15 protein-coding genes and 6 tRNA genes are annotated in these 26,403 nt (G+C 40.7%); 7 read left to right on the top strand and 14 right to left on the bottom strand.

Annotated elements, in window-relative coordinates; genetic code table 11:
* Nucleotides 1-38: 38 nt before the first annotated feature.
* The 13 genes from BTO21_RS08715 to BTO21_RS08655 form a co-directional block, all read right to left on the bottom strand.
* On the bottom strand, nucleotides 39-1,232 hold the full coding sequence (locus tag BTO21_RS08715) for an EAL domain-containing response regulator (RefSeq protein ID WP_045031278.1): 1,194 nt from the start codon (nucleotides 1,230-1,232) through the stop codon (nucleotides 39-41).
* A gap of 12 nt (nucleotides 1,233-1,244) precedes the next feature.
* On the bottom strand, nucleotides 1,245-5,189 hold the full coding sequence (locus BTO21_RS08710; protein WP_045031280.1) for an ATP-binding protein: 3,945 nt from the start codon (nucleotides 5,187-5,189) through the stop codon (nucleotides 1,245-1,247).
* Nucleotides 5,190-5,219: 30 nt separating this feature from the next.
* Nucleotides 5,220-6,821: a response regulator gene (locus tag BTO21_RS08705; protein WP_105026772.1), complete on the bottom strand. Its 1,602-nt coding sequence runs from the start codon at nucleotides 6,819-6,821 to the stop codon at nucleotides 5,220-5,222.
* 200 nt (nucleotides 6,822-7,021) lie between these two features.
* The gene (gene pflB / locus BTO21_RS08700) at nucleotides 7,022-9,295 is read right to left on the bottom strand and encodes a formate C-acetyltransferase (RefSeq protein WP_045031286.1); all 2,274 of its coding nucleotides are present in this window, start codon (nucleotides 9,293-9,295) and stop codon (nucleotides 7,022-7,024) included.
* 55 nt (nucleotides 9,296-9,350) lie between these two features.
* Nucleotides 9,351-10,217 carry a formate transporter FocA gene (gene focA / locus BTO21_RS08695; RefSeq protein WP_045031288.1) on the bottom strand — a complete coding sequence of 289 codons (867 nt, stop codon included), beginning with the start codon at nucleotides 10,215-10,217 and terminating at the stop codon, nucleotides 9,351-9,353.
* 518 nt (nucleotides 10,218-10,735) lie between these two features.
* Nucleotides 10,736-11,545, bottom strand: coding sequence for an exodeoxyribonuclease III (gene xthA, locus BTO21_RS08690; protein WP_065194528.1), 810 nt, complete (start codon nucleotides 11,543-11,545; stop codon nucleotides 10,736-10,738).
* A gap of 140 nt (nucleotides 11,546-11,685) precedes the next feature.
* The gene (locus BTO21_RS08685; protein ID WP_105026771.1) at nucleotides 11,686-13,326 is read right to left on the bottom strand and encodes a response regulator; all 1,641 of its coding nucleotides are present in this window, start codon (nucleotides 13,324-13,326) and stop codon (nucleotides 11,686-11,688) included.
* A gap of 134 nt (nucleotides 13,327-13,460) precedes the next feature.
* A tRNA-Tyr gene (locus tag BTO21_RS08680) sits at nucleotides 13,461-13,545 on the bottom strand.
* A 73-nt stretch (nucleotides 13,546-13,618) separates the two neighbouring features.
* Nucleotides 13,619-13,703, bottom strand: a tRNA-Tyr gene (locus tag BTO21_RS08675).
* Between the two features lie 72 nt (nucleotides 13,704-13,775).
* Nucleotides 13,776-13,860, bottom strand: a tRNA-Tyr gene (locus BTO21_RS08670).
* A gap of 72 nt (nucleotides 13,861-13,932) precedes the next feature.
* A tRNA-Tyr gene (locus tag BTO21_RS08665) sits at nucleotides 13,933-14,017 on the bottom strand.
* A gap of 72 nt (nucleotides 14,018-14,089) precedes the next feature.
* Nucleotides 14,090-14,174 (bottom strand) — tRNA-Tyr (locus BTO21_RS08660).
* Between the two features lie 114 nt (nucleotides 14,175-14,288).
* Nucleotides 14,289-14,373: transfer RNA gene (locus BTO21_RS08655), tRNA-Tyr, on the bottom strand.
* 181 nt (nucleotides 14,374-14,554) lie between these two features.
* Between BTO21_RS08655 and BTO21_RS08650 the strand changes: the two genes are divergently transcribed.
* The 5 genes from BTO21_RS08650 (at nucleotide 14,555) to BTO21_RS08630 (ending at nucleotide 21,517) form a co-directional block, all read left to right on the top strand.
* Nucleotides 14,555-15,643, top strand: a complete 1,089-nt coding sequence (locus tag BTO21_RS08650; protein WP_065194529.1) for an efflux RND transporter periplasmic adaptor subunit — start codon at nucleotides 14,555-14,557, stop codon at nucleotides 15,641-15,643.
* Nucleotides 15,643-18,768 carry a multidrug efflux RND transporter permease subunit gene (locus BTO21_RS08645; protein ID WP_045031902.1) on the top strand — a complete coding sequence of 1,042 codons (3,126 nt, stop codon included), beginning with the start codon at nucleotides 15,643-15,645 and terminating at the stop codon, nucleotides 18,766-18,768. Before BTO21_RS08650 ends, BTO21_RS08645 begins: the two co-directional genes overlap by 1 nt.
* Nucleotides 18,769-18,995: 227 nt before the next feature.
* The gene (gene rluF, locus BTO21_RS08640; RefSeq protein ID WP_045031900.1) at nucleotides 18,996-20,096 is read left to right on the top strand and encodes a 23S rRNA pseudouridine(2604) synthase RluF; all 1,101 of its coding nucleotides are present in this window, start codon (nucleotides 18,996-18,998) and stop codon (nucleotides 20,094-20,096) included.
* A 278-nt stretch (nucleotides 20,097-20,374) separates the two neighbouring features.
* On the top strand, nucleotides 20,375-20,683 hold the full coding sequence (locus tag BTO21_RS08635; protein ID WP_045031898.1) for a PTS fructose transporter subunit IIB: 309 nt from the start codon (nucleotides 20,375-20,377) through the stop codon (nucleotides 20,681-20,683).
* Between the two features lie 69 nt (nucleotides 20,684-20,752).
* Nucleotides 20,753-21,517 carry a PTS sugar transporter subunit IIA gene (locus tag BTO21_RS08630; protein ID WP_045031897.1) on the top strand — a complete coding sequence of 255 codons (765 nt, stop codon included), beginning with the start codon at nucleotides 20,753-20,755 and terminating at the stop codon, nucleotides 21,515-21,517.
* Between the two features lie 4 nt (nucleotides 21,518-21,521).
* Here the strand turns inward: BTO21_RS08630 and BTO21_RS08625 are convergent, their stop codons facing one another.
* Entirely contained in the window at nucleotides 21,522-22,367 is an 846-nt protein-coding gene (locus BTO21_RS08625; protein ID WP_045031895.1) for a helix-turn-helix transcriptional regulator, read from the bottom strand.
* A 164-nt stretch (nucleotides 22,368-22,531) separates the two neighbouring features.
* On the opposite strand from BTO21_RS08625, the gene manA reads away from it, so the two are divergent.
* Together manA and BTO21_RS08615 are read left to right on the top strand one after the other, a co-directional pair.
* Nucleotides 22,532-23,731: a mannose-6-phosphate isomerase, class I gene (gene manA / locus BTO21_RS08620; RefSeq protein WP_045031893.1), complete on the top strand. Its 1,200-nt coding sequence runs from the start codon at nucleotides 22,532-22,534 to the stop codon at nucleotides 23,729-23,731.
* Nucleotides 23,732-24,414: 683 nt separating this feature from the next.
* On the top strand, nucleotides 24,415-26,316 hold the full coding sequence (locus BTO21_RS08615; protein WP_045031892.1) for a PTS fructose transporter subunit IIABC: 1,902 nt from the start codon (nucleotides 24,415-24,417) through the stop codon (nucleotides 26,314-26,316).
* Nucleotides 26,317-26,403: the final 87 nt, after the last annotated feature.

Below are 26,403 nucleotides of genomic sequence, written 5' to 3'. Positions count from 1 at the left end.
ATTTATACGGGTTGTATTTTATTAGTTATATCTTTGTACTATGAATTATTAAGCAATTGTCGACTGCGTTGTTGCCATTGCGCATGCCAAATGGGGATCTGACTGAAAGGTAGTGGTGGCGAAATAAAATACCCTTGTGCTAATTCACAGCCCATTGCTTGGAGTTTTAACCATAAGGTAATATCTTCAACACCTTCAGCTATGGTGGTTAAATTAAGACGTTGAGCTAACGACAAGCAGGTTTCAATGATCACTTTTGAGGTGTAATTCGTCGGCATTGCTTGCACAAAACCAATGTCTAATTTTAATGATTTAAATGGTAAAATATCAAGTTGCTTAAGCGATGAATAACCGGTACCAAAGTCATCAATTGAGAGATTAAAGCCATGCATACCTAATCGTGCTGCAGCTTCTAGTGCTTGTCCTGCCGACTCAAAAATATCATATTCAGTTAATTCAAAATACAGCCAATGGTGCAGCTGTGGATATTGATGGTGCAACGCGAATACGTTATTAATGAAACTGCGTTCAACCAAGGTGTTGGCTGATATATTGACGGCAACTTTACGCCCTCCCAAAATAGTTTGATGATTAACAATATGATTAATAATCAGTAATGCGAGATGGCTATCTTTACCCAGATTGGCTAGTTGCTTAATGAATTTTATCGCAGGAACAATGCCATGATCGGGATGAATAAAGCGGATTAAGGCCTCACTCGCGACCCACTCACCCGTTTTTAAACTGACAATGGGTTGATAATAAGGGGTTAAATAACCCGCATCAAAAGCCTCAATAATATCTTGTTCGTTAATATCCTGCTGTAATTGGATCATGGTGCTAATTGGCTGGATATTATTAGCGATTGCTAGTAAGTGTTTTAACTGTTCAAGATGCATTGGTTTAACTAAAGTCCCTAATAGATTAAGACCATAGTTTTCACACATTTTATTGACGCTATTGAGTACTTCAGCGTCTAGCGCACTGGTGATAATAATCGCACCTGTGAACTGTTGTTCAGCAAGATGACCGAGAAAACTAATGCCATCCATTTGTGGCATATTGAGATCACAGAACAGCAGTTGTGGTTGATAAGTTGCCATTAGCACTAATGCATCAACGCCATTGGCAGCGCAGTGTATTTGATCTTGCGTTGGATCGATAAGATGAGTTAATTGGGTTGCAAGCACTTGACGTTGAAAGTCATGATCCTCAATCAATAATATGTTCATATGTCGATCCTATTAACGGTTAATTTGCAGTGATAATTGTGCGATTAATTGTTCAATGTCTAAGTAATAACGTTGTAAATCGACATTATTTATTTGCGCTTGCTGAGCGCATAATTCAAGATCATGAGTTGTCTGTGCTAATTGATGAAAAGCCATCATCCGTGCAGCTCCTTTCATTCGATGACTGATCATAAATATACTATCATTATTTTGTTGTGCCATTGCAGTGCTAAGTTGGGTCAAATCATCAACACAAGAAGATAAGTATTGTTGAAGTAGCGTCTGGCAGATTTTGTTATCACCAAAAATTGGCAGTAATTCATTAATATCAATCATAGCAACCGTCGTTGTTGCTGTATTTGATGTCGCGACATGTTTGGTTGCTAATGGTGGCAAATTGTTGCAATTATTAATTGTAGTGGCGGGTTTTATCCATTGAGTTAATACTGCTTTTAGCCGCTGTTGTTTTAATGGCTTAATTAAATAATCACTAAAGCCCATCGCTTTAAAACGATCGGTGTTCGTCAGCGCATTGGCTGTAATCGCAATAATCGGTAATGCGGTGACGGTTGTTTGCTGTTCTTGCTCACGAATTATTTTTGTGAGCTCATAGCCATCCATTTCTGGCATATGGCAATCTGTTAATAATATATTGTAATGATTGTTGGCTAATGCCATTAATGCTTGTTTGCCATTATCAACAATATCAACCGCATAATTAAGCTGTTCTAATTGCTGTTTGAGTATTTGTTGATTTATCGGATGATCTTCCGCAACGAGTATATATCGATGGTTCGCAATCGCTTGTTCACGCGTCAGGGGCGACGGTAAGGTTTGCTGGTATTGGTAGTCATTATTATAAGGTTGGAATGGTTGGGTTAATGCACGATAAAGCTGGTGAGGTAATAATGGACTCAGAGAGATATTTCGCGCATTAATACTGGATGTCAGCACGATATCCGGTGAGGTGATATTAATCCAATTAACCGACGGTAAATTAATTGCAATCCAATTAATATCAATATTATGTTCGGTTGCCCATGATTGAGGTACAAAAAGTGTATCAATACATTGGATTGATACCATTGCGGCAAGCTGTTCTTTGGTGGTCAGATTCAAGACAGTAATGGGGCATTGCCAAGCAGTTAAGTAATTGACCAAAATAGGATCGACCACTGTCGATAATAATCCACAGTGTTTGTTTAAGAATTTAATTTCAGCGGGCTGACAAATATTTAATGCTAGCGTAATGGTAAAAATTGTTCCCTTGTTAGGCTGACTTGATACCGTGATTGTTCCCCCCATCAGCTGAATTAATTGGTGGCAAATTGAGAGCCCTAACCCTGTACCGTCATAACGACGAGCACTGTCTTTGTCTATTTGCTCAAACGGCTGGAATAATTTATTGATATCTTCAGGGGAGATGCCAATACCCGAATCGATGACGTTAAAGGTCATTATTTGTTGGTTATCTTGTTGCGACACTAAATTAATTTCCAGAGAAACTGTTCCCTCTGTGGTGAATTTAATCGCATTATTGAGTAAGTTATTAAGCACTTGTTTAAGACGCATGCTATCAAAGCGTAAACTTTGGGCAATATTAGGATCAAGCCATAGTTTAAAATCTAATCCTTTTTGCGCAGCATGAAGAGCATGGGGCTGGACTAAAATAGTGGTAATTTTGCTTAGTGTTTTTTCACGTAGATCAAGCGTAAGTTTTTTAGATTCAAGCTTTGAGAAATCCAGAACATCATTCACAATATTTAATAAATTTTCGCTTGATAGGGTGAGGTTTTGGTGCAGTTGATGTAGCTCTGGTTGTTGCGCATACGGTTTCATTAAATCTAATAAACAAATAATGCCGCTGATTGGGGTGCGGATCTCGTGACTCATCATGGCTAAAAAACGTGATTTTGCAGTGGTTGCCGCTTGGGATTTTTGTTTAGCTGCAGTTAATGCCAGTTGTTGGTGTTTTAATTGAGTGATATCAATCAGAATACTGTTCCATTGCCAGCCTGTTGTTGCGGGTGTTATTTGACAGCGCAACTCAATCCAACGTGGGCTTGTATCGTCTTGGATATTAATTTGCAGCTCTGTACGCCAATAACCTTGTTTTACAGCGTTACGCATTGCAATAAGCAAGTCTTGATAATCATTACGTTGTGCCATGCGTTGTTGCAATAGCTGCGGAAAAAAATAAAATTTACTTGCCGAAATTCCTGTAAAATCTGCAATTTTTTCACTCATAAAAAGAATATCGATATCCATTGGATCATCACTTTTTTGGTGATGTTGAATCAATACGCCATCAAAATTATTGGTTAAATAGGTTAATTTATCTTCAACGGCTTTACGGCGTTTAATCTCATGAGTTAAACGGCGATTCCATAGGGTAATTGCCCCGATAACCCCACAAATGATCAAACTAAATGTGATAACTAATATAATTAATCGGTGATAGTTACCATCGGCCTTAAGGGTGACGGTATGCCATTTTTTTTGAATCTCAGTTAGGGTACCTGGAGGTAAAGAGTCCATGGCTTTATTAAACACATCTCGTAGTAGTAAATTGTCTTTTTCTACCGCAAATGCAATTTTTCGATCATAATCATCGAGACGACTGGAGACAATTTTTAATTGCCCCAAAAAATCATTTTGAAGTAATGCGTGAGCCGCTGAAAGTGAAATAACACCGTAATTAATTTTACCTGTCGTTATAGCATCAAGAATAGCAACTTTCGTTTCAAACTGGCGGATCTTTGCTGTTGGGTAATGTTCTTTGACCAGTTTTTTGCCAAATCCAGAATGTAGAACGCCGATGACATCATCTGAATTAATAGATGTTAATTTTTTATGGTTAATACGATCAAGCATGACCCATTTTTCATTACCATAAGGCGTGGTAAATGCGAGCTCTTTATGGCGAGAATTTGTCATGGCGACTGCGGCAAGCATATCAATGTCGTGATGAGCTAATTTTTGTTTACCATCTTGATAATTCATGATGGGTACAATAGTCGTAGTGATATGAAGTTGTGTTTCTATATGCCCTAGTGTGTCTTTGAGTTGACGTAGCAGCATATCGTTATTGTTTAATGTGGTTGAACGTGGAAATTGATAACCAACCCTAATATTTTTATGCAGCTGTAAGTAACGTGTCTCGTCTGTTGTTAAATGAAGAGCATGTGGATCACTTAACATTTCTTTTTGTGCGGTTGTTAACCAAGTATTATATATGTTGGTTAAGGTATTATCTGTCAGTTGGTTATAGGCTTGATTAATATTATCGATAAGCACTCTATTATTTTTCGTCGCAGTGATATATAAGCGTTCAAAAGGTAATTCTGTTAATGGTGAAAAATATAATGACGGTGGTAGGTTACCCAAAGTATGTAAGTTTTGTAGTATAAGTCCATTGCCGATATAGACATCCGCTAACCCTGTTTCGACGGCATTCAGTGCAACAGTACTTGATGGCAGAGAAAGTATTTTACCTTTAATGCGCAGGTCTGTTATTTTTTGTTCGATAGCGAAACCATTTTCGACACTGACAGTGACATTATTTAGAGCGGCTATTTTTGTATGTTGTGGTGAGCGGCTAAGCATGGCGAACGAAGTACTTAAAATAGGATCGCTAAAGATCATATATTTTTGACGATCGAATGTTGCCGCAACACCAATCAATAAATCGACGTCATTACGCTTAAATGCCGCTACCATTTCATCAAAACTGTCGTAATAGATATTTTGGATTTGATAACCAGCTTTATCTGCAATGGCATCCATTAATGATGGTAATAAGCCGATAATGCTATTGTTATTTTTAAAGGCTAATGGCGCCCAATTAAACGAAGTATAACCCACGGTTAAAATGGGTTTCGCGGTTGTTTCATCTGCTGGTGTCGCGTGTACGGCGAGGCTGAAAATTAACGTTAGCAACAGTATGAAATTTCGCATAAAAAGTACCTAGAAGAGTAAATTAAAGGATTAATATAGAGGCCGTTGCAGGCTACGGTATTGTGTTTTTAATTTTAAATACCATTCTGGTTTGAAGTCTTGCGACTCAAAGGTCCATCTTGCTTCTTTAATCCACAGCTGATGTTGTGGATCATTGTCTACATACCCACGCGAAAATAACTCCACGAGGCAGCGCGCTAAAACGCCATCAAAGCGATAATGAGGCCAGAGTTGTAAGATGATTTGTCCGGCCTCAATATAATATTTTTGTTTTACCAATCTTAACGCATAGCGGTACTGATCATCTGTTTGATGGTTAGATGTCGGTTGCATTGTCTCTAACCACATATTTTTTATAATTGAATGTGGTTCATTTTGACATTGCAGCAAGTTGTGCTGTAAGCGCTGATAACAGTCAGTTTGATGGCGTGTCATGGCTAAGCGTTTGCTAATACACAGCGCAATCGCATCAAACTCAAAGCTGTGGTTTTCTGGATCAATATGGTGAATGGCATCTTGTGCAGCGCTGTAGCTCTTGTAAGCACCAAGATTATTATCATTATCTAAACACTGCCATGCTTGAAGTAAATAAATAAATGGCCGTTCATTTTTAGTGATGGTTTTTTGTTGGCTAATTGTGCGCCATAAACGTTCGACAGGTAAGTTTTTTTTATCGCTGTGTTGCAACTGTAACCAGATAATAAAAGCGTGATAACACGGCTTATCCCACACCGAATAGCGAAGGTAAGAAATCGCTTCACGCAAATGTTGCTGCATCGCGCTGTGGTTTTGAAAATGGGATTCAATCCATAATAAACCCAAAAGACGTTGTAGATTATTCTTACTGACATTATGAGCCTGTAACCAAAAATCATAGCCTTGGGTGATTTTATGTTGTAATAGCGCAGCGCAGGCACTGTATTCAAGTACCATTAAATGATTTGGGTATGAACGGCGTAATTGAGCGAGCAATGGATCTAATGCTGTAAAATTTTGCTGCTGTAACCATAACTGGATTAACAAAAGTTGTGCGGGCAAACTTTGATATAGGCGCTGAAGTAGTGTCAATAGCGCTGAAATATCATCATAAAGGTGAGGCTGTTTTTGATTGAGTAGCCGCTTAGCAACTGCTGTGATGGTAGTGCAATGAATAGTGAGTGGCGGTGTGTGTTGAGTACACATTAATTCTATACCACTGATCCCCACTTGTTGATAATGCATAAAAGCACGATCATTCATTGCCCGTTGTTCAAAGCTATATTCTAAACGTTGCTTTAAGGTATTTAAACGTAAAGGTTTCACCAAGTAATCATCGGGCTGGTATTCAGAAAAACCCATTAAGACCGCAGGAGAGTCATCGGCGGTAAGAATGAAAATCAGCGGTGAATGCTGTAATAAGGCATTGTGGTGTAAACGTTCAAGTAATTGTAACCCAGTGCTGCCAAAGCCAAGGTTGAAATCAAGAAACAAGATATCAAAGGTGTGTTGTTGGCAAAATTTAACCGCTTCAGCGGCATTAGACGCACAAAAAATATTCGCACTTTGAAATTGACCATTGATTAAAATCAGTTTGGTCGTTTGCTGAATAATACTACTGTCATCGACAATCAATACCGATTGGGAGCGTCGCATGAGAGGGTCGAGTCCTTAAAAGAGAAGTAGATAAGTGCTTTTGATGGTTTTTTTGTGAGGTTATCCATAAAATGTGACATGGACAATATAAAAAATGTAACGAGGTGTGTGTTTTTATATAAAGTTTGACGCATAAAAAAACCGGCTATATAAGCCGGTTTTTTATTAGGAAGCGAACTTCCTACACAGAAGGCTCTATATTATAGAGACGCTGTGAAAGTACGAGCGATAACGTCAGCCTGCTGTTCAGCAGTTAGAGAGTTAAAACGCACAGCATAACCCGATACACGGATAGTTAACTGTGGGTAGTTCTCTGGGTGCTTAACTGCGTCTTCTAGAGTTTCGCGGTTAAGAACGTTAACGTTTAGGTGTTGACCACCTTCGATGCCAGACTCATGGTGGAAGTAACCATCCATAAGACCTGCTAGGTTGTTCTCTTGAGTATCAAGATCTTTACCTAGTGCGTTTGGTACGATAGAGAATGTGTATGAAATACCATCTTTAGCGTGTGCAAACGGTAGTTTACCTACAGAAGTAAGTGAAGCTACAGCGCCTTTTTCGTCACGACCGTGCATTGGGTTAGCACCTGGTGCGAAAGGAGCACCTGCACGACGACCGTCTGGAGTGTTACCCGTTTTCTTACCGTACACAACGTTAGATGTGATAGTTAAGATAGACTGAGTAGGGATCGCATCACGGTACATCTTGTGTGAACGGATCTTGTTCATGAAACGCTCAACAAGGTCACAAGCGATGTCATCTACGCGAGAATCGTTGTTACCAAATTTAGGGTAATCACCTTCAATGCTGAAGTCTACGGCTACGCCATCTTCATCACGGATTGGTGTTACTTTAGCGTATTTGATTGCAGATAGTGAGTCAGCTGCAACAGATAGACCAGCGATACCACAAGCCATTGTACGCTTGATGTCACGATCGTGTAGAGCCATTAGCGATGCTTCGTAGCTGTACTTGTCGTGGCTCCAGTGAATAGCGTTTAGCGCAGAAACGTAAGTCGTTGCTAACCAATCCATGAAGTGATCTAGACGCGCTAGAACGTTTTCGTAATGGAAGTCTTCATCTTTGATTGGCTCTTCTTTAGGGCCAACTTGGATTTTAAGCTTCTCATCAACGCCGCCGTTGATTGCGTAAAGCATAGTCTTAGCAAGGTTAGCACGAGCACCGAAGAACTGCATTTGCTTACCAACAACCATTGGCGATACACAACAAGCGATAGCATAATCGTCAGAATTCATATCTGGACGCATTAGGTCATCGTTTTCGTACTGGATAGAAGAAGTATCGATAGATACCTTCGCACAGAACTTCTTGAAGCCTACAGGTAGTTTCTCAGACCAAAGAACAGTGATGTTTGGCTCTGGAGAAGGACCCATTGTGTATAGGCTGTTTAGGAAACGGAAGTTTGAACGAGTAACTAGTGTACGACCGTCAAGACCCATACCACCCATTGATTCTGTTGCCCAGATTGGGTCACCAGAGAACAACTCATCGTATTCAGGAGTACGTAGGAAACGAACCATACGTAGCTTCATTACGAAGTGGTCGATCATTTCTTGTGCTTGTGCTTCAGTGATCTTACCATCGGCAATATCACGCTCGATGAAGATGTCTAGGAAAGTCGAAGTACGACCTAGAGACATTGCAGCACCGTTCTGTGATTTAACAGCAGCTAGGTAGCCGAAGTAAGTCCACTGGATAGCTTCTTGTGCAGTAGCAGCAGGAAGAGCGATATCACAACCGTATTTAGCAGCCATAGTCTTGATTTGACCAAGCGCACGGTGTTGCTCACAGATCTCTTCACGACGTTGCATCGTCATTTGAAGATCTTCGCCATTCTCAAACATTGCTTCAAGAGACTTGAATTGAGCTAGCTTGTCAGCCATCAATTTGTCGATACCGTAAAGAGCGATACGACGATAGTCACCGATGATACGACCACGGCCGTATGCATCAGGAAGACCAGTTAGAACACCAGACTTACGACATTTGATGATTGAAGGAGTGTAGATATCGAAAACACCTTGGTTGTGTGTTTTACGAAGCTCTGAGTAAACCTTCTTGATAGTAGGATCTAGTTCACGACCGTATACTTTGCATGAGTTTTCGATCATGCGGATACCACCGTTAGGGATCAAACCACGCTTAAGAGGCGCGTCAGTTTGAAGACCTACAATAGTCTCAAGATCTTGGTCGATGTAACCAGCATCATGTGCAGTGATAGTAGAAACAAGGTCAGTATCGAAATCAACAGGCGCGTGAGTTGCGTTTTCCTGCTTGATGCCTACCATTACAGCTTCCCAAAGTTTAGCTGTAGCTGGAGTTGCCTCTGTTTCTAGGAAAGAGCCGTCACCTTCGAAAGGAGTGTAGTTCTTTTGGATAAAGTCACGAACGTTTACTTCGTTCTGCCAATCACCAGCTGTGAAGCCTTCCCATGCAGCGAATTGCTCTGCCATTGTATACCTACCTATACTATTCAGTAGAAAAAAAATAAGTGTACCGCGTTAGAACTTAGTGGTGGCTATTGCCTTTAAGTTCTGGACGACGGTGAATAACCCAATATGTTAGGCCAACTAACACACCACCGCCAATGATATTACCAATGGTTACGGGGATTAAGTTGTTTAAAACAAAATTATGTACGGTTAAATCTGCAAATTGTGCCGGATCAACGCCGGTCATTGCCCAAAAATCAGGGCCAGAGAATGCATGAATTACGATGCCCATAGGAACCATAAACATATTTGCAATCGAGTGCTCAAAACCACAGGCAACAAACATTGCAACCGGTAGTAGCATAACCATCACTTTATCAGTGGCAGTTCGGCATGAAAAAGTCATCCATGTTGCAAGACAAACCATTAGGTTACATAACATACCTAATACAACAGCTTGTCCAAAATTATGGTGAAGTTTGTGTTGGGCGATTTTCATTGCATTTATACCCCATTGGCCATCAGCGCCAAGGTGTTGTTTTGCAATCCAAATACATCCAACAAAGAAAATTGCGCCAACAAAGTTACCGAAGTAAACAATGCCCCAGTTTTTCATTAACTGACCAGTAGTAATACGGCCGCTTGCACGAGCAACAGTGGTTAATACAGAAGAGGTGAATAGCTCGCCGCCACATATAACTACGAGGATTAAACCTAAACTAAATGCTAATCCACCGATAAATTTAGACATACCCCAAGGCATATCACCAGCACCGGTAGTGACTGTTGTGTAAAACACAAAAGCAATTGAAATAAACACACCAGCAGTAATCGCTAAGAAAAATGACTGCAGTGGGTGTTTAGTCGCTTTATAAACGCCGACTTCTTCGGCTTTGTGTGCCATAGCAGGTGGCATCAGTGAGTCAAAAGGATTGTTTTCCATTTTCACAGGGGTGCTCTTTAATGGTTTAAGTTTGGCTGCAAGAATAATAGCAAAGGTTGTGAATCATTAACTTGATCTGGATCATTGCGGTGAAAATTTATAACAAAATTAGACATATTATTACATTGCAAAATAATGTAATTAATTGAATTTTAACGGTATAATTTTTTTGAAAAACCTAAAAAAAATTTTAATGTAATTTTATTTCATTATTTCACAAAGTTAGTAACAAAATAACGCTCCTTTTGGAATCAAGGAGTTATGGTGTCTCTTGCTTTTTTTTTATTTTTTTTAACGTATTTGTGCCGCTAAAAGAATATTGATTCAACTTTTTTTATATTCATAAAATAAATGGATTAATTCACTGAGTATTGTTTATGTTTATATCGTATAGGTATAGATGAAGTAGAGTAATGAATATATATGCGAAATCAACTAAAAGCCGATACTAAAATAGTCGGCTTTTTTGATGTTGATTTTTACGCTATAAAAAGAATTAGCCGTGGTTTATTAAAAAATTAGTCGCTAAATGTTGACCAAATCGGAGCATGATCGGATGGTTTTTCAATGCCGCGTAGTTCGTAATCAATGCTTGATTCAGTACAACGATTGGCTAATGCAGGTGTTGCTAGGATCACATCAATGCGTAAGCCTCTGTTATCTACAAACCCTTTTGAGCGATAATCAAACCATGAGTATTGATCATCAACAGTTGGGTGCAGTTGGCGGAACGTATCCACAAACCCCCAATCGAGTAGTGTCTTTAGCCATTGACGTTCAATTGGCTGGAATGAACATTTGCCGGTTTTTAGCCAACGTTTAGCATTAACAGGACCGATACCAATATCTAGATCCGTCGGGCTGATATTAATATCACCCATAATGATCACTTCATCATTGACGGTGTAAGTGTTATCAAGGTACTGCATTAGATCGGCATAAAACTTTTCTTTGGCAGGGAATTTGGTTTCATGACTAACGTTATCACCTTGTGGAAAATAGCCGTTCATTACCGTGATATTATTGCCATTCGGTTGCGCAAAAGTCGCCATGATCATACGACGTTGAGCATCCTCCTCATCGCTTGGAAAACCTTTCTGAACACTTATTGGTTCTTGCTTACATAACATGGCTACGCCGTAATGGGCTTTTTGACCATGAAAGTAAACCTTGTATCCCATCGCTTCTACATCAGCTAACGGAAAGGCTTCGTCATGAACTTTGATTTCTTGTAAACCGATAACATCAGGTTGATGCTTATCGATAATAGCCTGAAGTTGATGTAAACGAGCTCGTAGCCCATTGATGTTAAAAGAAATAACTTTCATATTTAATGTCCATAACTGCGAATGCTTATTGGTTACTGATACTATCACATCGACCAGCGACTTTAATATATGATCATCATAATCAACGATAGTGCTAAGTAAATGGTGGTTTTATTTGGGCATAATGATGACGGTGATAATTAATCATAAATCATGCTTTGTTGATCTTTAATTTGCCGCTGTAGCTGCGTAAACCACTCTAATAACGGTGATGCGAGTGGCATTTTTTTGATTTTTTGTAAGCTACGGTTTATCTCAGGATGAGTGATTTTTTGCATTATGAGTAGACTGTTAATACGGCCTAGATGTGCTTCTGTATTATAAGGATAATCACGTAAAATTGTTTGGTATATACAGTAAGCACGTTGAGGATCGGGCGAGATTGTTACTTTTGCCGTTGCCAATTGAGCAATTAACAAACGAATGTTTTCAATGATAAATTTATTTTCTTGAAGCTGATTAAGGCGATGATGGCTATGATCATCTAATACACTTCGCGTCATTAATACTTGATATATCTCTCTAATCAACCCAGTCTCTCCAAAATGAATTAATAACGGTAATGCATCAACCATTATAGAAGCTGGTGCCTTTGACATTTGTCCAAAATATATTTTTAAACCATGCAATAAACGGTGTTTTGCTTTCAATGGGTGCTTATTGGTGGCGGCAAACCTCGCTAAGGTAATATGGCGAAAGGCCGTTAGAATAATTTTTTGATAATGAGTGAGTCGTTGGCGTGCTTGGTAATGGAGTTTTATGAGCTGTTTGATTAATTTTCGTTGTAGCATTGGGGATAGTTGTTGGTTATGGAGTTGTTCAAATAAAGCCGTAAATTGCGCAAAGTGAATGATCCAATCATTATCAATAAGCGGTAAATGAGTGACTAGTATTTTCCCTGTTTTCATAAACAAAGATGGATCGTGAGTCTTTACGGCTAATTGAGCAACCTGTAATGAACGGTGGCTGATACTGGGGGTGAGTCTTAGGGCTTGGTAGGCAATTTCTTTTGCGGCATCATATTGATGTTGTTGATGTAATAAAGCCGCTAATTCATCATAAGCTTCGACAAATAAGGGCACTTGTTTAATCAGTGTTCGTAACAACTGAGTTGCTGCGATACTGTCACCTTGACGATGGATTAACTGCGCTTGGCGTAACCTCAATTTATGATGCTGACTACGTTCACTAAATAAGTTTAATAGCTGCTGAGCTTGCGGCCAATCTTGTTGGTCGATTAACAAATCCAGTAATATGATTTCAATGTCAATATTATGACCATGCTGCTGTAATTGTTGTCGGCACAATGAAATGGCTGCTGGAATGTGATTATTTTCTATTGCAATATAAACAGGCTTACGGCTTAAACAAGCTTGATAAACCGTTACGATACGGTGTTTTAGCATGCCAATATTTAATGGTTTACTTAAAAAGCTATCGGCATCCATGCTCATTGAAGTCACTATGACTTCAGGTGTACGATCACCTGAAATAAAGATAATGCCGCAATAAGAACTAATGTAGTTATTTTTTTTTATCACAGTAAGAAGTTCACTGCCACTTATCTGCGGATCGAGATGAAAATCAATCAGTATTAAATCATAAGCGGTGGTTTTACAAAGCTGTAAAGCATTGGTGCTGTTAGTTGCAATATCAATCGCGGTCAGATTAATGCTTTGTAAAATATTTTGGATTAATAGTGCAGAAGAAAGCTGATCATCAATAATCAGTACGTTGACATGCTGCCAATCTATGTTGGTGTGAGGTGGTGTTTCTGTCATAACGATCCATATATAAGCCAGAGAACTTTATGCAGTATTGCACATATAGGGTAAAGGCGTCTGCTTTGTTGATCGTGTTGAAGTAGATTGTTTTAGATATGAAAAACCCAGCTGCTAAGCAACTGGCTGAATGATGGTGGTGGGAGAAGGATTCGAACCTTCGAAGGCAGTGCCGGCAGATTTACAATCTGCTCCCTTTGGCCACTCGGGAATCCCACCACAGGATGTTGCTGTGATAATTAAAGCGCACTTTAATTACCGAAAGGTTGTTATAAACAACTTTTCAAAATGATGGTGGTGGGAGAAGGATTCGAACCTTCGAAGGCAGTGCCGGCAGATTTACAATCTGCTCCCTTTGGCCACTCGGGAATCCCACCACGGGATGTTGCTAGGTTATTAAAGGCCACTTCAATAACCGAAAAATTGTTATAAACAACTTTTCAAAATGATGGTGGTGGGAGAAGGATTCGAACCTTCGAAGGCAGTGCCGGCAGATTTACAATCTGCTCCCTTTGGCCACTCGGGAATCCCACCACGGGATGTTGCTATGATAATTAAAGGCCACTTTAATTACCGAAAAGTCATTAAAACAACTCTTCAAAATGATGGTGGTGGGAGAAGGATTCGAACCTTCGAAGGCAGTGCCGGCAGATTTACAATCTGCTCCCTTTGGCCACTCGGGAATCCCACCACGGGATATTGCTGTGATAATTAAAGCGCACTTTAATTATCGAAAAGTCATTAAAACAACTTTTCAAAATGATGGTGGTGGGAGAAGGATTCGAACCTTCGAAGGCAGTGCCGGCAGATTTACAATCTGCTCCCTTTGGCCACTCGGGAATCCCACCACGGGATGTTGCTTGCTACTCTATTTTGAGTTGCAATAGTTATTCGTTGCTAGGGTAATTAAAGGCCACTTTAACTACCGAAAAGCTGTTATAAAAACAACTTCTCAAAATTGATGGTGGTGGGGGAAGGATTCGAACCTTCGAAGGCAGTGCCGGCAGATTTACAATCTGCTCCCTTTGGCCACTCGGGAACCCCACCACAAGTGCGGGGCGGATAATAACAAACATTTCAGCGCTGTAAACCTTTTTTATCATTATCATTGAGTAGTTGCTTGATTTTTCATCAGTAAGCGATTTTTTGCTTAACTTTACATTTCTTGACGTTATTCCCCCCTTAGTTCAGATATTATTCGGTTAGGATTTTTATAATGGTTTAACTAATGAAAAAAATGGCCGTAGCAGTATTAGTCGCCGCAGTATTATCAGGTAGTTACTTTTACTTTCAAGGAACGTCACACGCTGCGCAAAATAAATCACAGCCAGAGCGATCGCAGCGAGTTGTTGCTGTTACAACAGGTGAGGTTGCTTCAGTAGCAGTTGCTCAATCGTTATCATTGGTGGGGAAATTAAATGCCGAGCAGGCAGTTAATGTGGCAGCAGAAGTATCCGCAAAAATAAAAATGATTGCTGTTCCCGTTAATACAACCGTTACCAAAGGACAATTATTAATCCAACTTGATGACGATAAAGCGGCCGCTGCTTACGATGAAGCCTTAGCATATCGTAATGATGAACAACGTAAATTAACTGAATTTCAGCGGTTGCTTGTTCGTGGTGCCATCACTAAAACAGAAATTGATGCTCAAGCGGCCAGTGTTAGCATTGCCAATGCACGTTTAAAAGCAGCATTAGCTAACCTTAACGATCACGCTATTCGCGCCCCTTTTAATGGCACTATCGGATTATATGATTTTAGCCCTGGGCATATGACTGCGGCGGGTAGCGAGTTGTTTAATTTTGATGATCTTTCTTCTATGCGTCTGGATATTGAAGTACCAGAGCAATATATCTCTTCTTTAAAGGTCGGAATTAACGTTACAGCTAAAAGCCAAGCATGGGGCGATCGTGCTTTCGTTGGTAAAATTCAAGCCATTGACTCACGTGTTCAACCTGACTCATTAAATATTAAAGTTCGAGTAGTCTTTGAAAATAGCGATCACGCCCTAAAGCCGGGAATGCTACTGGCGACAGATATTGATTTTATTCCGCAACAACAAGCGATTATCCCCGTTCAAGCCTTAGAATATTCGGGTACTAAACGTTATGTGTATGTTGTTGATAATAAGCAAAAAGTACACCGCACTTTGGTTGAGCTTGGTGAGCGAATTGATAATAACGTCGTCATTAAAAAAGGCATCAAAACTGGCGAACGTATTGTTGTACAAGGCTTAGTTAATATGCGTGATGGTATTACCATTAAAGACATTACGGTTAAAGACATTACCCCTGCTACTGGAGTGGTGAGCTAATGTGGTTATCGGATATTTCAGTAAAGCGACCAGTGGTTGCTATCGTATTAAGTTTACTGTTGTGTGTGTTTGGTATTGTCTCTTTTTCTAAACTCGCCGTACGTGAAATGCCGGATGTAGAAAGTCCCGTTGTTACCATCATGACAACCTATGACGGCACATCGGCAACCGTAATGGAAAGCCAAGTTACCACGCCGATAGAAGATGAATTGTCAGGGATTAGCGGAATAGAAAATATTACGTCGATTACCCGTAATGGCATGTCGCGGATCACGGTTGAGTTCAATATGGACTGGGATCTGACTGAAGGGGTGAGTGATATTCGTGATGCCGTTGCCCGTGCGCAACGTCGTCTGCCTGATGATGCTAATGATCCGATTGTATCGAAAGATAACGGTTCAGGTGAGCCAGCGATTTACATTAATTTATCGTCATCTGAAATGGATCGTACTCAGCTAACCGATTACGCGCAGCGGGTATTAGAAGATCGTTTTAGTCTTTTAAATGGTGTCAGTTCAGTAAGTCTCAGTGGCGGTTTGTACAAGGTAATGTATATAAAATTACAACCTGTATTAATGGCGGGACGTGGGATCACCACTAAAGATATCGTTAACGCACTTAAAGATGAAAACGTCGAATTACCCGGTGGTGAGGTCCGTAACGATCAAACTGTGATGTCAGTGCGTACTGCACGGCTCTATAAAACGGTTGATGATTTTAAATATTTGGTGATTCACAAAACAGACGCTGGAACGCCAATTTATCTCAAAGATGTCGCTGACGTTACGATTGGTGCTGAAAACGAAAATTCGACCTTTAAAAGTAATGGTGCGGTTAATTTAAGTTTAGGCATAGTGACTATGTCAGATGCCAACCCGTTAGATGTTGCGAAAGAGGTACGGGCTGAAGTTACCAAGATGCAAAAGTTTTTACCTCAAGGTGCATCGCTAACACTTGATTATGATGCAACGATTTTTATCGAACGCTCTATTAATGAGGTTTATAACACCTTGTTAGTGACGGGTGCGTTGGTGATTTTGGTGCTGTATATCTTTATTGGTCAAGTACGTGCGACGTTGATTCCCGCAGTTACTGTACCAGTGTCATTAATTTCGGCATTTATTACCGCTTATTTCTTTGGCTTTTCAATTAACTTATTAACCTTGATGGCGTTAATTTTGGCGATTGGATTAGTGGTCGATGATGCGATTGTGGTGGTCGAAAACGTTTTCCACCATTTACAGCGTGGAGAATCACCGTTATTAGCGGCTTATAAAGGCACTCGAGAAGTAGGTTTTGCCGTAATCGCGACTACTGCGGTATTGGTGATGGTGTTCTTACCGATATCTTTTATGGAAGGGATGGTAGGGCGTTTATTTACTGAATTCTCAGTATTACTGGCAATGTCGGTGATCTTCTCATCTCTTATCGCATTAACGCTAACGCCTGTTATGTGTAGCAAATTACTCAAAGCAAATGTGAAGCCGAATCGGTTTAATCTGTGGGTTAATCGTCAATTTGATAAATTAGAAAATGGTTACCGCCGTATTGTGACGACTGCGGTGAAAAAACGCTTTGTAGCACCGATCGTGGTTTTGGGCTGTATTGCTGCCAGTGCTGGATTAATGACCGTGATCCCTGCTCAACTGGCGCCACAAGAAGATCGTGGGGTGTTATTTGCGTTTGTGAAAGGTGCAGAAGGCACCAGTTATAACCGCATGATCGGCAACATGGATCAAGTTGAAGCGCGCTTATTACCGTTACTTGGTAAAGGAGTGCTGAAATCAGTCAGTATCCAATCACCTGCCTTTGGTGGTCGTGCTGGAGATCAAACCGGCTTTGTGATCATGCAATTAGAAGATTGGAATGATCGTACTGTGAGCGCGCAACAAGCATTGGGGATGATCAGCAAAACATTATCGGGGATTCCTGATGTGCGAGTGATGCCAATGATGCCTGGTTTCCGTGGCGGATCTTCTGAACCTGTTCAATTTGTATTAGGCGGTGCCGATTACCAAGAGCTGTTTAAATGGGCGACTAAGCTCAAGCATATCGCTGAAGACAGTCCATTAATGGAAGGCGCTGATTTAGATTATGCAGAAACCACCCCAGAGCTATTGGTGAATGTTAATCGTGAGCGTGCTGCTGAATTGGGGATCCCTGTAACAGAGATTGCTGAAACATTGGAAGTGATGCTTGGTGGACGCAGTGAAACAACCTTCGTTGATCGTGGTGAAGAGTATGATGTTTATCTTCGTGGAGATGAAAATAGTTTCAATAGCTCAACCGATTTAAGTCAGATTTATTTACGGGCGAAAAATGGCAAGCTGGTCACTCTTGATACTGTGGCTTCTATTGATGAAGTGGCATCAGCACAAAAGTTAAGTCATCACCAAAAGCAGAAATCGATAACCTTAACCGCGAGCCTTTCTGATGGTTATACCTTAGGTGATGCGCTTGATTTTCTTGATCAACAAGCAATAGATACGCTGCCGTCTGATATTTCGGTCAACTATGCGGGTGAATCACAAGATTTCCGTGATAACCAAAGTAGTATCGCAGTGGTATTTGGATTGGCGTTATTGGTCGCTTATTTAGTGTTAGCGGCGCAATTTGAAAGCTTTATTAACCCGCTGGTGGTAATGCTAACCGTTCCTATGGGTATTTTTGGTGGCTTGGCTGGATTATGGATAATGGGACAAGGGCTTAATATCTATAGTCAAATCGGGATGATCATGTTGATTGGCATGGTAACCAAGAACGGTATTTTGATCGTTGAATTTGCTAACCAATTGCGTGATAAAGGTGTTGAGTTTGAACAAGCGATCGTTGATGCCTCAGTACGTCGTTTACGACCAATTTTAATGACAGCTTTCACGACCTTATTTGGTGCGTTACCGTTGATTTTATCCACAGGTGCAGGTGCTGAAAGTCGTATATCAGTCGGTACGGTAGTGTTCTTTGGAATGGCATTTGCCACAGTTGTTACATTATTGGTGATCCCTGCGATGTACCGTTTGTTGTCAGCGAAAACTAAATCGCCAGGCTATATTGAAGCGCAGTTAGAAAAAGAATTGCAGCATGATTATATTGGCCGTATTAACCATGGTGATTTACCGAAGTAAGGTTATTTAAGAAACGAAGGGCGAGGGTAACATGTTGTGGATGTCGATAATTATTCGATGTCAGAACGTGGATACCCTTTGCTGTTTGTCTTACTGTCTTTGCATCAAAACTACCTCTTTATTCGACAATCAGTTAAACTTCCCCTCATAACAACTATCGAGTAACTAAACTACAGTTAAGTGGTTTATTACCCTGATCGACCTAAAGCCCTTTATAGAAGAAAAACATGTCACAAAATTCTACTGAACAGCAGAGCCCGAAAGGGGTTCGACTTAATAAATTTATCAGTGATACTGGCTATTGCTCACGCCGTGAGGCGGACAAGCTGATTGATCAGGGACGTGTAACCATTAATGGCACTATGCCTGAAATGGGAATGCGAGTAATGGATAAAGACGAAGTATTGGTTGATGATAAGCCATTACGCAGTAAAGAACGTCCAATTTATATCGCGCTTAATAAGCCAACCGGTATCACGTGTACGACTGAGCGTCATATTGAAGGCAACGTGATTGACTTCATTGGTCACCGTAAGCGTATTTTCCCAATTGGCCGTTTAGATAAGCCGTCTGATGGTCTTATTTTCTTAACCAATGACGGTGATATTGTTAATAAAATTCTTCGTGCGGGTAACTCGCATGAAAAAGAATACGTTGTTCGTGTCGACCAAGCGATCACCCCTGAATTTATTGAGAAAATGTCATCAGGTGTTGAGATTTTAGATACTGTTACGCTGCCATGTAAAGTGACTAAAGAAACCAGTTATTCATTCCGTATCGTATTGACCCAAGGTTTAAACCGTCAAATCCGTCGTATGTGTGAAGCGTTAGGTTATGAAGTGTATAAACTTCGTCGCGTACGTATCATGAACATTACTATTGATGGTTTACCTAACGGTAAATGGCGTTATTTGACCGATGCTGAAGTCAATGAAATTCAGCAGTTGATCTCGAACTCAAGCGGTACTGAAGAAGCGTCAATGACCGATGCTGAAGGCCGTACGATCGCTAAAGCAACTGATGCGAAGTTGTATGATCACCGTGCACAAGAAGCGCGCAATGAACGCCATGCGGCTGAAAAACAGTTTAAAACCTATAGCGGTACCGGTGATTTTAACCGTCGTCCCGATGGTGCTAACCGCAGTAGCCGTAATCGTAATGAAGATCGTAATGGTCATAACGAAAGCTATGGTAGTCGTGCTGATGCGCCTCGCCGTAATAACAATGATCGTCCTGCGCACACTTCAGCGCCAAGCTCTGATAGCAAGCCAAGTTTTGGCGCTAAGAGCAACGGTATTAAGAAGTGGAAATCAAAGCGCGAAGAGTAAGAGTGCAGAGCAGAAGATAGGGAAGAGCAGGGACGAGTTTCGAGGAAGAGCGTAGAGCTTGAGATAAAACAGAAACGAGGAAAAGTGAAGCCAATAATAACCGCTTAACTTTCCTCGTTTTTTATATTTTTTTTGTTGTTTCAAAGGCCTCTATGAGGCTCAAGTATGCGGTGAATAGAACATGCATATTAGGCAGAGTTATTCTCGCTACTGCTCTTTCCTCATCCCTTTTTCTCCTCGCCCCTCGAAACCTCGCTACTATTTATTTAGGGATAAAAATGAAAATTGTCGCGGTAACTGCCTGTCCAACGGGCATAGCACATACTTATATGGCAGCGGATGTACTTAATAAAACCGCCCATCAAATGGGAATTAAAATCCAAGTCGAAACCCAAGGTGCGATGGGGATTGAGAACTTTTTAACCGCCAAAGATATTGCCCGTGCAGACATTGTCTTAATTGCCTCAGATATTGAAGTTGAGCAACGGGCTCGCTTTACGGGAAGTCGTATTCATTGCGTTACCATTGAAGAAGTATTAGTCGATGCCACCGTTGTGATTGAGCGTTGTCAGCAATTGTGCCAATAAGCTTACGCGAATAACTTTCATGTTAATAAAATAAAGTAAAAATAGGGCATAACACGACAGGGATAACGGATGTTAGAGCGACGGATCACCTTTTATTGTGGTGCAGCAGGACTGCCTGCTTATCAGTTAAATCAACTTAAAAAATTGACCACCTATTTTCAATCAAAGGTCGAGTTATTTAATGTGAGTCAATTGACGCGAGCACCTGTCTCACAGCCATTAAAAATGCTGGCATTAGCCAATAAACCGCATGCTTTATGTCAATTAATTATCAATGGCAGTGATGCGGAATTAGCTAACTTAGTATTAACAGATTTTATTGCTCAATACGGACTATCTTTGTCACAATTTTCCCCCGCGCTACCTTTTAAGATCAGTTTGCCATTAACCAGTATTTATCGTGGTGAGAGTAATCAGAGTTCTTCCTGCATCAATAAAGCCGAGACAATTGCCCAATTAAGTCAAATGCTGGTGGCACAACAAGCGATCATTTCAGAACAACAACCCGCATTGCAGCAAGCATTATTAGCCCGTGAGACTATTTCAGCAACGGTGATGGGACCCGGTATTGCATTGCCGCATGTTATGCATGAGATGATCACTCAACCTGCAATGGCGATAGTCTGTCACCATCAGGCCATTGATTGGGGATCGTCACGCGGTAATATTCGTCGTGCGATTGCGATGGTACTGCCAAAGCCGCCACTTAAAGCGGTGATCATGGCGTTTGCGCAGTTTTCAAAATGTTTATTAAATGATGATTTTTGTGCAGCATTAACATCAGCTCAACAGCCACAAGAGCTTAAAGCGTTAGTGATTGAAGCATTGAGATAATCACTTACGTTACCGCTCTATATTCTGAAGGGGTACGACCGGTTTTATTTTTAAATACTCGACAAAAATAATTCACGTCAACAAAGCCACAACGGCTTGCTACTTCGGTTAATCGAAATGGGTATTGGCGTAGCATAAATTTAGCGCGTTCAATGCGAACCCAGCAAATATAATCAGCTAATCGCATGTGCCCTTGTTGACGAAATAACCGTGACAGATGATTAGGGGTAATATTAAAGCGATTGGCAATGGTATCGCGGCTAATCGCACGGTGAAAATTCTCTTGAATATAAATACAAATTCCTTGATAGAGATCTTCGGTGCGGTTTTTTGATTGATGCAGTGGTACATGGAGCATATTTCGAGTGTAGCTCAGCAATGCTTGTAATAAATATTCATCCATTGGCTGCTGTTGCGGCTCGGTGGCAAGCATATTCAATGCCGTTAAGATAGGATCTATCGCATGACCCGTCCATGCTTGAATAGAGTGTTTTTGGACATCATAAAACTTAGGACTGTCTTTGGTTTTACTGACTAAACTAAAACCTAATTGCCGTTTGCCAAACAGCAGACTCAGTACTGAACATTCGGTATTCCACCTCGGTTGATTCCAACTATTAGGGGGAATATAAATAGCATCACCGGCCATTAGGCTGATTTGACAAATACCATTATCACCATCATCCAGTTGGTTAACATACTCCCCTTTAAGTACCAATTCGAGTCGTGGAAAATTGACTTGGTAACTAAATTGCGGAGGCTGCGTTTTACCGTCAGCAAACCAAATTCGGTTAAAGCTTTCCCGTTCAGTTAATACAGAATCAATTAAATTAAAGAAAACATTGTCCATGGAATTCACTTTATATTTGGAATGGTGATAGCAGGATTGTGAGTTTGTGCTGAATAAACCGTTTAAGGTTTGCTATAGTGCTGTCAGTTAGCGCATGGCGTCAATAATAATAGTTGATGTGATGACATGAAAATTTTAAGTAATAATAACAATAGGATCTGACAATGACTGACTCTACCCACACTGTCTTTTTTAAGATGGATAACGTGATCCAAGATTATGCTTGGGGCAGTGTAACATCAATTGAGCAACTGTTTGCTATGCCAAATCTAGACCAAAAACCACAAGCTGAAATGTGGATGGGTGCCCATGCCAATGGTTGCTCAGTGATTACGGTGAATGGTGAAGCAGTACGTTTAGCTGATTTTATTGCCACAGATCCTGATGCAATTATTGGTGCAGCAACCCAAGCTAAATTTGCTGAATTACCGTACTTGTTTAAAGTATTAGCGGCAGAGAAAGCATTATCTGTTCAGGTTCACCCAAGTAAGCATCAAGCTGAAATCGGTTATGCGAAAGAAGAAAAAACCGGTATTGCCCGTAATGCCGCTAATCGTAACTACAAAGATCCTAATCACAAACCTGAGTTAGTATTTGCATTAACCCCTTATCAAGCAATGAATGGTTTTCGTGAAATTGCAGAGATCGTTGCATTATTCCAACGTTTAGATCTTGAGGTTATTAGTGATCTTGTTACGGCATTGGCTGCTAATCAAACTGAAACAGGTTTACGTGATTTCTTTGCAGCGATGTTATCACTTGAGGGTGAGCGTAAAGATGTTGCCGTTAATGGACTTTTAGCGTTCTGTAATGAAAATCAAGATCAGCCATTATTTGCGTTATTGATTGATTTATCTGAGCAATACCCAGGTGATATCGGTTTGTTTGTGCCATTGATGCTCAATGTACTGACATTACAACCTGGCGAAGCGATGTTCTTAAGTGCCTGTACACCACATGCATACATTAAAGGTACTGGTCTAGAGATCATGGCCAATTCAGACAATGTGCTACGTGCAGGTTTGACACCGAAATTTATGGATGTCCCAGAGTTGGTAGCTAATACTGAATTTACCAGCATGGCGGCGGATACGTTATTGCTCGCACCAACAATGGTGGCTGGTGGCCTAGATTATATTGTGCCTGTGCCTGATTTTAAATTCAGTGTGTATAAGCAAGTTGACGATATTGCATTACAAAACACTAGTGCTGAAATCTTGTTTGCCATTGATGCACCACTAACGGTAACACATCAGAATGGTGAAACATTGACACTTGAAAAAGGTCAGTCAGTGTTTATTCCTGCTTATGCAAAAGCATATTCAGCTCATTGTGATGGCATGTTTGCTCGCGCGTATAACTAAAGGTTTTTTTTAGGAACGAGGAAGAGCAGGGACGAGGTTTCGAGTTCTAAAGATTTCGAGATTAAGCGGTGGGTGCAAGCCTGTCGCTTTTTTTGTTATCAAATCCAGCCCGTTATTCCTTGCCGTGAATGCTAGTCCAACGAACGCGATTTTCTACAGTGAATGCCAAACCAACCCCGTCATTCCCTACAGTGAGGTTACGAACGAGATAGGGAATCTACTATCCGCACGTTGTAGAGTTATAGTGATTGGCTATTTTTCAGTAACTCGAAACTCGCCACTGCTCTTCCTCGCCCCTTGAAACCTCGTGCCTTGTTCTCCCTTGTTCTCCCTGTTTCACTCCCTGCTTTTGTGATCTATCGCACTAAAAACGCCACCTAACGGCATAATTAAAGCCTTATTTAGATAGTTGTGAAAATTATTTTAGAATGAGTTTGTATATTTAATTGTTAATATTTAATGACTAGGTGATTGAATGTTAATGATAAAATCAATAGTTCAACTTGTTTTATATACAATAAAAAATATGAGTTATAGCTCACACTGATGGTTCAATGTTACAAATTTCCAGTTAAAGCCTGTTTTGTACTCTACTTTCACCATCTAAAACGTCCGACAATATTGGCATGCAGATGACTAACGAGATGTCATCAAGCCCATAAGAAAATTATCGGGGATAGACCATGATTACCACCCTTATTAATGAGCAGTTGATTAACCTCAACCTCAAAGCAACCACTAAAGATGAAGTGTTTGCTGAAATGGCAGATATTTTAGTTCAACAAGGTCGCGTTGCGAATAAAGCCCAATTTTTAGTCGATGTTAAAGCACGTGAAGAACTAGGCAATACTGGTTTTGAAGATGGTGTGGCATTACCTCACGCTAAAAGTGCCGCTGTTATTAAACCTGCGGTTGCGATTGGTGTGAGTCGTACAGGGATTGAATACGGCGCAGAAGACGGCTTACCATCAAAACTATTTTTTATGATTGCTTCTCCAGATGGTGGCGATAATCACCATATTGAAGTATTGGCTGAGTTGTCATCAAAATTGATTGAAGATGGCTTTATTGATGCTTTTTTAGCTGCGAAAACACCTGCTGACGCATTGGCATTATTACTGGCTGAAAAACAAGCGGTGGCAACATTACCACAAGATAAAGGCTTATTAATTGGCGTTACTGGCTGTCCTGCTGGTGTCGCGCATACTTACCTTGCAGCGGAAGCATTAGAAAAAGCAGCGGCTGAATTAGGTTATGAAATTAAAGTTGAAACTAACGGCTCTATCGGTGTTAAAAACTCACCAACTGCTGAAGAAATTGCGCGTGCAGAAGCGATTATTGTCAGCTGTGATAAGCAAGTCGATATGGATCGTTTCGCAGGTAAAAAATTAATTAAAACTGGCGTTAAAGCACCGATAAAAGACGGTAAAGGCGTTATTCAGCAAGCATTAGTCGCGAAACCATTTGATGCTAATGGTGATGGCTTAGATGACGGTGAAAGTAAAGTTTCTAAAGCGCGTTCAGATCTATATCGCTTTTTGATGAACGGCGTATCACACATGATCCCGTTTGTAGTAACCGGTGGTTTGTTGATTGCGTTGGCATTAGCGATTGGTGGACAGCCAACGGATGCGGGAATGCAAATTCCTGTCGGTAGTATGTGGCAAAAAGTACTCGATGTCGGTGTGGTCGCCTTTACGTTAATGATCCCTGTACTTGCAGGTTACATAGCGTATGCGATTGGTGATCGTCCTGCATTAGCGCCGGGTTTCATTGGCGGTTGGATTGCAAACAACGGCTCATTTTATGGCGCAGATGCGGGTACAGGTTTTATTGGTGCCATCATTGCGGGTCTACTCGTTGGTTACTTTGTTCGTTGGGTAGCAACACGTAAATACCATAAATTATTACAGCCATTAGTGCCGATTCTTATTGCACCGATTACAGGTACATTATTCATTGCAAGTGCGTTTATCTTTGTTATTGGTGCGCCAATTGCAGGTCTAATGCATACCATGAATAGCGTACTAACTGAAATGAGTACGGGTAACGTGGTACTACTAGGTATTGTGCTCGGTGGTATGGCGGGCTTTGACATGGGTGGTCCATTTAACAAAGTGGCGTTCTTGTTCTCTGTCGGCATGATTGCCAATGGTCAAACTCAATTTATGGGGGCGATGGCATGTGCAATTCCTGTAGCACCGTTGGGTATGGGTTTAGCGACAGTGATTGGTCGTAAGCTTAACATCTTTGAGCAATCAGAAATTGAAGCAGGTAAAGCGGCGGGTGCAATGGGCTTAGTCGGTATCTCTGAAGGTGCGATTCCGTTTGCAGCGCAAGATCCAATCTCGGTTATTCCAGCAAACGTATTAGGCAGCATGGTTGCCGCAGTAATGGCGTTCTCATTTGGTATCACTAACAGCGTTGCTCACGGTGGCCCTGTAGTCGCGTTACTTGGCGCAATGAACAAACCCCTGCTTGCTCTATTATGTATGGCGACAGGTATGGTGGTAACGGCATTGGTTGCAGTATCACTGAAGAAATTCCGTAAAGCAAAAGCGGATAAAGTGTTAGCGGTAGCGTAGAGGGTTAAAGCAGGGGGCGAGGAAGTGCAAGTGGTAATACTTTACTTTTTTTTCCTAGAATCTTAATCTTCGTTCTTCTTTTATTCC

Origin of the sequence: Photobacterium phosphoreum (assembly GCF_002954725.1) — a bacterium.
Classification (GTDB): Bacteria; Pseudomonadota; Gammaproteobacteria; order Enterobacterales; family Vibrionaceae; genus Photobacterium; species Photobacterium phosphoreum.
This window is presented reverse-complemented; position numbering and strand designations above follow the sequence as displayed.